Annotated in this window: 5 protein-coding genes and 1 pseudogene; 1 reads left to right on the forward strand and 5 read right to left on the reverse strand. The window is 61.8% G+C overall.

What is annotated here, in order from left to right:
- The 3 genes and pseudogenes from ACTHL0_RS02125 to ACTHL0_RS02135 form a co-directional block, all read right to left on the reverse strand.
- Positions 1-447: pseudogene (locus ACTHL0_RS02125) on the reverse strand (hypothetical protein); the annotation flags it as partial.
- A gap of 328 nt (positions 448-775) precedes the next feature.
- Positions 776-1,219, reverse strand: a complete 444-nt coding sequence (locus ACTHL0_RS02130; RefSeq protein WP_440564936.1) for a hypothetical protein — start codon at positions 1,217-1,219, stop codon at positions 776-778.
- A 113-nt stretch (positions 1,220-1,332) separates the two neighbouring features.
- Positions 1,333-1,719 (reverse strand): ester cyclase, encoded by a 387-nt coding sequence (locus ACTHL0_RS02135; protein WP_440564940.1) that lies wholly within the window; start codon positions 1,717-1,719, stop codon positions 1,333-1,335.
- Between the two features lie 383 nt (positions 1,720-2,102).
- Here ACTHL0_RS02135 and ACTHL0_RS02140 point away from each other — a divergent pair, with 383 nt between their 5' ends.
- Positions 2,103-4,226: a TonB-dependent siderophore receptor gene (locus ACTHL0_RS02140; protein WP_440564937.1), complete on the forward strand. Its 2,124-nt coding sequence runs from the start codon at positions 2,103-2,105 to the stop codon at positions 4,224-4,226.
- A gap of 63 nt (positions 4,227-4,289) precedes the next feature.
- Here the strand turns inward: ACTHL0_RS02140 and ACTHL0_RS02145 are convergent, their stop codons facing one another.
- Together ACTHL0_RS02145 and ACTHL0_RS02150 are read right to left on the reverse strand one after the other, a co-directional pair.
- Complete coding sequence (locus ACTHL0_RS02145; protein ID WP_440564938.1) at positions 4,290-6,818, reverse strand: two-partner secretion domain-containing protein; 2,529 nt, start codon at positions 6,816-6,818, stop codon at positions 4,290-4,292.
- 606 nt (positions 6,819-7,424) lie between these two features.
- The coding region (locus ACTHL0_RS02150; RefSeq protein WP_440564939.1) for a beta strand repeat-containing protein at positions 7,425-9,531 on the reverse strand (2,107 nt) is incomplete at its 5' end.

The raw sequence follows: 9,531 nt of genomic DNA on the forward strand, positions 1-9,531 counted from the left end.
GTCCACGCTGCCGCGGATCGGCTCCTCCTTCGCTTGTTCGCCCGCTCCGGTGCGCCAGGCTTTGGTGCGCTCGCCGATGTCGGTCGCACCGGCGCGACGCATGATGTCGCAGGCGAGGTCGACATGCACTTCGGAAACGTCGGCGCTGAGGATTGCCCCGCCTCGGCGGATGACTTCCCGATAGTCCTCAGTCTCGGGCGGGTAGCCACCCGGCTTGAAGAGGCGCGCGAACAGTTGCTCGAGCTGGTCGAATACCGGTGTATTGTGGCTGTGGCGCACATCCGCCCCACCGGCGGCATAGACCCGCGGCCCTCGCATCGAGGACCCGCTGGTCGACATTGCGTATATCGAAATATCGGCTTGCGAGAACCCGCCGTCGACTAGCGCTTTCTGCGCCCCGCAGGCATCCGCATAGCTGTCGAAAACCCCGACCACTGTTTGTCTCATGATTGCTCTCCTCTCACTTTCCGCGCGATGCGTTCGCGGCCGATGGATGAGTGAATGGTATGCAACGCGCATGCCTGCGGGGCGGCGACGATGCGGGCCATTTTCGCGCATCATTCAGCTGACGTATTGAGTGGCTTGCGCCGCGCAGGAGAGAATTCTTTAAGAGGACGTCCCTTTGCGGTCGAGGCTAAGCGCTATAACTACTAGCGCTATACCGCCTTGAGCCGCACGGCGGCGTTGCCAGGGATGGCGTGCGAAGCATGGCGCAAGATTGCGCAAGTGGCTGGCTTTGTGAGCCCTCCGCTGTCTGACCTTGCAACGACGAAACCTAGCCAAGAACGAGTTTTATCAACGGTAGAAGCGTGCCTGCAAGAACGGCACTGAAGCCAACGGCATAGGCTGTAGCAGGCGCTGACCGCGGCACGCGACATGAGTCGCTGGCGACCAGCGCGATGATAGTCGCGCCGTAAACGCCGAACACATAGAACAGCCAAGCTACGGACTGGTCAATGACCTGCCAGCATAGAAGCAGGAAACAGAACAGGGCCGTAGCCGAACCACCGAGCAGTGCCAGCCGGGATCCGAGCAGCATCATGCCGACCAGCGGTAGCGCCTGGGTAAGCCAATAGAACAGAAAGTTCGGCCAGAATGATTCGATGCCACGCGGTGCCAAGATCAAGGCCATGGCAGCACCGGGCAGCAGCAATAATGCGCGGCCTAGTCCTTCTTTCATCCGAAAGGACTGTCGCTGGTTGGAAGGGGCCTGTTCCATCGCTCGCACGGATGTCATCGCGGTACGAGCATTTCAACGCGCCTTCGGCGGGCCTTCCGTGCACGAGCGAACCTATTTCTCGAATGTAGGCCCCCGACTGAGGATGGCGCCGATTACAGTTGCCCTTCAATGGCGCTCTTGTCTATCACCGACCATACGCTTGCGATCTTGCCGTTGCGAAATGCGTAAAACACGTTCTCCGCAAAGGTGATTCGTTTGCCGCCGATGTTCAATCCCATGAAGGTGGACGTGGGCGAGCAATCGAACCGCAGACGACTCGCGACGAGAGGCGCTTCGATCGCAAGCAGTTCGATGTTGAAGCGCAAGTCCGGTATTTCGCGGACGTCCTTTTGCAACATCTCCCGATAGCCCGACAGGCCGATTGGGCGTCCGTTATGACTGACATCGGCCGCGACGAACTGGCCGAGCGACACCCACTCCCGTTTATTCAGGCAATCGATGTAATTGAGGTAGAGGGTGCGCAGGTCCGGTTCTGTCACGATGTTTCTCTCCTCAGTTGACGGTCCAATCAGCAGTGCGACCACGGGCGCAATGTAGGTCGAACCCCAAGCGGCAACGGCTCCAAGTTCCTGCAGAAAAAAGTAATAGATCAGGCAGGCAACGCCCGTGCCCAAGAACAAGAACACTTGGGCCAACGTCCTTGTTCCATGACGCGTCTAACAGCAGCTATTCGTGTATCGTGCCGTCCGTGCATCTTCCCACCACATTGAAATACATGAAATCGCGACATCTCTTTCGCCCGCAGCGTGCACGTCATTCGTATTCGTACGCTGAGCGCACCTCACCGCAGCCTTGCAGCCCCGCGAAGCAAACGCCACCTAACGGACGACGTGCGGCCGCTGCCGGCGCCATGTTGTGTGCCATGGCGGCTGCGCATGCCTACGCGCAGGTAGCCCAACCCGCGGACGATCGCGCCGCGATCGGCACCACGTTGCCCGAGATCGTCGTGAACGGCGTGGCGAACAATGCGCCGTCAGTTGGACTGGTCGGTACACGCACGGCAACGGGCACGAAGACGGATACCCCGATCGCCGACATTCCCCAAACGATCAACGTCATCACCAAGCAGCAGATCGAGATGACGGGCGCGACGGATCTCAATCAGGCGCTGCGCTACCTGCCGGGCTTTGGATCGTATGGATCCGACAACCGCTCCGACCTGTATGCCTCGCTCCGAGGCTTTCGGCCCACGCTGTTCGTCGATGGATTGCAAGTGCCGGCGACGACACCGATCGCCGACTGGCGCGTTGCTCCCTCTGCGATAGATAGCATTGCGATCCTCCGCGGGCCGACGTCGGTGCTTTACGGGGCCGGTGATCCCGGCGCGATCATCGATGTGCGGACGAAGCAGGCAGACGGGCAGCGCGTGCGCGAGGCGGGGGTGCAACTCGGCAACTACGCGCGAAAGGAGGCGACGCTCGATATCGGCGACGCATTCGACGCCGGCGGCAAATACGCCTATCGGTTTGTCGGCATGGCGGACGACGGCAATGCGCTGACCGGCCCGCATGCGCAGCAGCGCGTTGCGCTGGCCCCTTCGGTGCGCTGGCGCCCGGATGCCGACACCTCGCTTACGCTCACGGCTACCTACCTGCAGGACTCGAGCGATTTCTCGCATAACTTCCTGCCTGCGCGAGGTACCGTCCTGCCCAATCCCAATGGACAGCTGACGCATGACGTCTACACGGGCGATCCGACGTTCAACGACTACCGGAAGAAGCAGTGGTCGCTCGGCTATCAGTTCTCGCACAACGTCGATTCGATCTGGACGCTGCGCCAGAACGTCCGTTGGATGCACCTGTCGCTTGACGACGCCTCGGTCTTCGGCGCCGGCTTCGCGCCGGGCAGTATGACCAACATCGCACGTTACGCAGGGCTGTTCCAATACAACTACAGCCGTGTCGATATCGACAACTCTGCGCAGGCGCGTTTCGGCACGGGGCCGCTCGAGCATACGGTCCTGCTCGGTGCGCAATACAATCGGCAGACGACGACCGACAGCGAATGGCTCGCTTTGGCGCCTGGCCTGAACCTGTACCATCCTGTCTACACGCCGGTCACCGGTGCGATTTTCTCGGGCCCGACGTTCATTGGCCACCCGAATCTGTATACGGCGATGAGTACGGTCGGTACGTACGCGCAGGATCAAGTCCAATGGGACCGTTGGACCTTCACGCTCGGCGGCCGCGAGGATTGGGTCAACGTGCGTCAAGACGACCGTACGGCGCACACACAGACGAAACAAGACGTCAGCGCGTTTTCGGGCCGCGTTGGCCTCACGTATCGCGGCGATTATGGGCTCTCGCCATACGTCAGCTATGCGACATCGTTCAATCCGATCATCGGTGTGAGGATGTTCGGCGGCGCCTTGCCGCAGCCGACACGTGGCAAGCAGATCGAGGCGGGGCTGCGCTGGCAGCCGCTCGGCAACAAGCTGATGTTGAGCGCGGCCACCTATCAGATCAATCAGACGAACGTGGTGACCCCGACGCCGAGAACGCTCGATCCGACCGGCTTGTCTTCCGTGCAGACCGGTGAGGTGCGCTCGCGCGGTATCGAGTTGAGCGCAGTCGGAAATATCACGCGTGACCTGTCGATCATCGCGTCGTACATCGATCAGGACGTGAAGAACGTAAAGGCGAATGACGCATCGCTGAACAACTGGCCCGTCGATATTGCGCGGCCGCGTCAAATGGCGTCGCTGTGGGCTGACTGGACCTCTCATGCCGGCGCCCTCGCGGGATTCGGTATCGGCGGCGGGATGCGCTACCAGAGCGCGTCAGCAGGTGCGCCGGACAACTCGCTCACGGTTGCGAGCTATACGTTGTACGACGCGGCGCTGCACTATGACACGCGCCATTGGCGTTTTTCGTTGAACGTGGACAACCTCTTCGATCGCCGCTACATCAGCGGTTGCCAATCGTATGCGGTCTGCGCCTTCGGCAACGAGCGAACGGTGCTGGCCGGTGCCAAATACGATTGGTAGGCGCGATGGCCAGTGTGGCCGAAGCCTCCTGAGACCGCCCCTGCGCGGTCTCACCGCCGACGACTACTTGCTCAAAGCCCGCGCCAGCTGCCATCGCAAGACCGGATGGTTCCCGCCCGTCGGCAAGACCCAATCGCCGCCCGCGCCGAAATTCCAACCTGAGAAGTTAGCCGGATTCGACATTTGGGCCGTGGTCAATCCGTTTCCAGCGGGGATGGGCGTGCCGAGTCCCGCGCCGATCGTGGTACCGGTGGTCTGCGTGTTCCAGTACACGTCGCTCCCGATCACGCCTTCGTTGTCGGCGGTGATGCCGTAGCTCTGGCGTTGCGGACCCGTCGGCGACTGCACGGTCGCACCCAGCACCAAGCCGGTGGCGAACGACTGCGCGATGAGCCCGTTGTTGTTGTCATAGACAAGCCCGGCGGCGCTCCCGCAATTCGAAGGGCTGACACAGCCGTTGGCCAGCACCGTCCCCGTTGCGTAAGACTCGGTGATCTTCGCGCTGATGTTATCGAACACGAGCCCGGCGCCCATCCCGCAACTGTTCGCTCCGCACCGCCCGGCGTCCACCGTGCCGGTGGCGAACGACTGGCCGATGACGCCGTAGACGTTGTCGTAGACGAGCCCGGCGGCGTTGCCGCACGCAGAATCGTTGCATTCGGGCACGACTGTGCCCGTGGCATAAGACTGGGTGATCGTTCCATGGTTATCGCTGACGAGACCGCCGGGACCGGTGGCTGTGATGACCACCGCGGTTGCCCCTTGCACCTGTCCCGAGGCGTGCGACTGATCGATGAGGCCGTCGTTTTCCCCCACGAGGCCGCCGGCCGACCCCGAGTTCACGATCGCGGAACTGCTCGAGCGCTCGATCGTCCCCACATTCACGCCGACGAGTCCCCCAGCGATGGCGACATTCTGCGTGGACTGGACGTCCCAAATGCTGCCGGAGGTGTTCACACGTAAGAGGGTCCCCTGGTTCATGCCCGCCAGGATGCCCTCGATGGCGTCTTCCCAATTGTCTTGCGGGTCCAGGCCCATCGACACATTGCCGTTCACGTTCAAATCGCGTACGACCGCGCCGGAACCCACGGTGCCGAACATCCCCACTATTTGCGGGCCGGTTCCCTGGATCGTCAAGGCGGTGATCGTGTGGCCTTGCCCATCGAATTGCCCGGTGAATGCGATGTCGCCTCCGCCGATTGGGACGTAGGAGCCGTTGCTCGACCGGCTTGCATCGATGTCTCGACCGAGCGCGTAGTTGCCCGCCAAATCGTCATTGACATGTTCCAGGTCGCTATAGAAATTGACGAGCTTGTAGCTGGTGATCTGCGTTAAAAGACCGCTGCCGGGCGGTGCGGTCCACGATGGATTCGCAAGGAGCCTGCCGGGGGTGTAGGTCCCGTTCATGTCATGAAAGAGACTGACGATGCCTCCGCAGGCGGACCAATCCACCGTCCCCTTATTGATGATGCTGCCGCCGTTGTCGATCGCTTGCGAATCCGCGCGCAGCGTTAAATTACCGCTACCGGTGTTCTTCAACAGCGCGGCTGCTTCGATTGTCAACGAATGGTAGGCGCCGAGCGTGAGCGACGCCGCGCTGTTCCAATGGATGCTCGATGCGACATCGATATCGCCGGTAGTGCCGCCTGCGCCGCTCGTTTGCAGATTGATGGATGTCCCGGCGTTGAGGTTGTTCTGGAAGACCGGTGCGGCGATGCTGTCGATCGTGAAGCTGGGCATCGTAATGTTCCACTGCTTCGCTTGCACCGCGGGACCGCCCGCAATCCGCAATCTGGCTGCGGTGGTATCGACGGTGCCGCCGCTGCCGTTTGCATTGGTTGCTTCGACGGGGCCATCCAGCCAGACCCTGCCGGTATCGGCGACGAGCCAGACATGGCCATCACGCGTGGCGGTGCCCGTCGCGCGCAGCACCGCATGATTGCCGGCCAGCGCGTAGACATTGCCGTCGGCGGCTTGCAGGCTGATTTGCGCCGCCTCGACCACACCGCGATTGACGACGGTGCCGATGCTGCCTTTCTGTACGAGCACTTGCTGGCTTTGCGTCGAATCCTGCAACAAAACCTGTTGCGCCGCGGCGATTTCGACCGTGCCCTTCGGCGCGCTGATGCTGCCGACGTTGTCGACTTCCTTGTTGGCGATGAGGAACACGTCGCCGCCGCTCGTCGCAATTTTGCCGAGGTTGACGACGGTACCGGTGGGGGTGCCGGACGGGCCTGAGAAGGTCAAGGCCGAGCCATTCATGAACGCCGCATTATCGGTATCGAGCGTGGACGCGACAAAGCGGCCGCCGGTGGAAATCACGCCGCTGCTGCCGATGACGATCCCTTGCGGGTTGATCAGATAGACGCTGCCGGTGGCGGAGAGCGTGCCGAGAATCGACGAAGCGGTAGCGCCCGTGACGCGATTGAGCGTGGCGCCTGTGCCGTTATTGATGCTGACGTGGTTGCCGCCGCCGATCGAAAAGCTGTTCCAATCGATGACACCACGATTCGACGTTTGGTTGATGGTAAGGGACGTCGTCGTGCCGCTGATCGAACCTGTTCCGGCGGCGAACTGTCCGCCTTGCGGCAACGGCCCCGCGGCAAGCGCGACGGCTGGCAGACAGAGCGAAACGGCTACCGATATCGGTGTGAGTGATGCGAGTAATGGAGGTATCGGGCGGGTCGTGCGAGTCGAGCGGCGTGCTTGTTTCATACCGAAGTGAGAAGCATCCCTGTTACCCCAGTTTTTGGGACTTGCAACCGCTTCGCCGCGCACTTTCTGCAAGCGGGAGCGGGCCATCATTCGGTCATCTTAAAAATTTCTGCACACTTCCGGCTGGCCAAAATGACGGCCGATCGCGCCAATTTGTAATCGCGCGGGGAGCGGGCGAACTGCTGCGCAGCCCGTGGCGCCTGCGCAGCTGACTGCGCGAGCGGCTACTGGGCTACTGGGCGACTGGGCGGCGTGATCTCCCATCGCAAGACGGGGCCAGAGGAGCTGGGGAACAAGTCCCACGGGCCATTCGCGCTGAAATCGTAACCGGCGAACCCACTCGGCGAGTGGGCGGCCTCCAGTCTCATTTATCGTATGAATGCCATCGATAGTCACCACCGCCAAAAGGGCAGTCGATCCCGCCATCGTGTAGCGGGAATTCGAACTGCCGATGACCGTTTGCGGCAGCGCCAGTTCGGGCGGCTACTCGCTGACGGATGACGTGAGCTGCCATCGCAAGATGGGAGAAGTTGAGCCGGCGGGCATGGCCCATGCGCCGTTCGGGCCGAAGTCGTAACCGGCGAACGACGAAGGTGTACTCATCTGCGCCGTGGTCAGGCCGTTTGCAGCCGGCACCGGCGTACCCGATCCAACTCCAACGGTGCCGCCTGTATCCGTATTCCAGTAGACGTTGTTCGCGACCGTGCCTTGGTTCGCAACGGCGATTCCGTAGCGCGATGTGAGGCCGGTTCCTCCGATCGAACCGCTGATGAACGATTGGCTGATCGTCCCGTTGTTGGTGTAGGCGAGGCCCCCGACGCTGCACGATTGGTTGTAGCAGAGGTTGGATACCGAACCGGAGACGTACGATTGTGTGATCGTTCCGTTGTTCGTGCCGACAAGCCCGCCTGCGCTCGCCTCTGTGAAGGCATTGCTACCCCCGGGCCCCACGTCGAGTTCGAGACCTTGAACGTGCCCCGCGGCGTACGACTGCGTGATGACGCCGTCGTTCTCACCGGCGAGCCCGCCCGATGTCCCGCCTGTCGAGCTCGCGACGGTACTCGCCGAGCGTTCGATCGTGCCGTGGTTGACGCCCACGAGCCCGCCCGCGAGCGTGGAATCCAGGAATATGTTGCTCTGGACTCCGGCGAGGTTGTTGATCGTTCCCGATGTGTTCACGTGCGAGATCGTCCCGTAATTGTAGGCAGCAAGGATCCCCTCGGCGCCCATCCCCGAGCTAACGAAATCCATACTGAACACCGACTCGGTTCCGTTGACGTTCAGATCGCGTACCGCGGCACTCGCGCCCAGGGTTCCAAATAGACCTGATGCGATCGGCTGCGAGTTCGAATCGCCTTCCGCTGTTCCTTGTATCGTCAGCGAACTGATGGTGTGGCCTTGTCCATCGAATTGCCCGGTAAACGCCGTATTGCCGCTGCCGAGTGGGACGTAGGAGCCATCGCTGGTGGCGCTGGCGTCGATATCCTTGCCAAGCGCGTAATTGCCGGCGAGATGGTTGGCGACGTTTTCCAGATCCATCAACGAATTGACGAGTTGGTAGCCCGTGATTTGCGTGACGAGGCCGCTGTAAGCGGGCGACGTCCACGAGGTATTGGCGAGCAGCGTGCCGGGCGTGTAGGTGCCGTTCATGTCGTAGAACAGGCTGACGATGCCATGGCTCTTCGACCAATCCACCGTGCCGTTGTTCGTCACACTGCCGCCGTTGTCGATTCCTTGTACGTCGGCGCGCAGCGTCAGATTTCCGCTGCCGGAGTTTTTCAGCTTCGCTGCCGATTCGATCGTCAATGAGTGATAGGCCCCGAGCGTGAGCGAGGCCGCGCCGCTCCATTGGATGCTCGATGCGACGTCGATATCGCCGCTGGCGCCACCTGCTCCGGTTGTCTGTAGGTTGATGGTTGTGCCGCGATTGAGGTTGCTTTGGAAAACCGGCGCGGCCAAGCCATCGATCGTGAAGCTGGGCGTGGTGATATTCCACCGGTTCGCTATCACGGTCGGGCCACCGGCGATGCGAACTGTCGCGGCGTTCGTATCGACAGTGCCGCCGCTGCCGTCTACATTGGTTGCTTCAACTTTGCCGTCCAGCCACACTCTGCCGGTATCGGCGACGAGCCAGACGTGCCCGTCACGCTTCGCCGTGCCGGTGGCGCGCAGCACCGAGTGATTGCCCGCCAGCGCGTAGACATTGCCGTCGGCCGCTTGCAGGCTGATCTGTGCGGCTTTGATCGCGCCGCGATTGACGACCTTGCCGGCGCTGCCTTGTTGGACGAACACTTGCTGGCTCTGCGTCGAATCCTGCAACAGCACGTGTTGCCCGACGGCCAGCTCGGCAGTACCGTTCGGTGCGCTGATGCGGCCGACGTTGTCGACTTCCTTGTTGGCGATCAGGAATACGTCGCCGCCGCTCGTGGCGATTGTGCCGAGGTTTACGACGGTGCCGGTAGCCGTAGCTGGAGGGCTCGAGAACGTCTGCGTCGAGCCGTTCATGAAGGCCGTGTTGTCGGTATCGAGCGTGGACGCGACAAAGCGGCCGCCGGTGGAAATCACGCCGCTGCTGCCGATGACGATCCCT

It is taken from the genome of Trinickia sp. (genome assembly GCF_051961175.1).
Taxonomy (GTDB): Bacteria; Pseudomonadota; Gammaproteobacteria; order Burkholderiales; family Burkholderiaceae; genus Trinickia.

Excerpts from the sequence above, each read along its gene's own strand:
- ACTHL0_RS02130 (WP_440564936.1), bottom strand. The coding sequence starts at position 1,219 with ATGGAACAGGCCCCTTCCAACCAGCGACAGTCCTTTCGGATGAAAGAA.
- ACTHL0_RS02140 (WP_440564937.1), top strand. The coding sequence starts at position 2,103 with ATGGCGGCTGCGCATGCCTACGCGCAGGTAGCCCAACCCGCGGACGAT.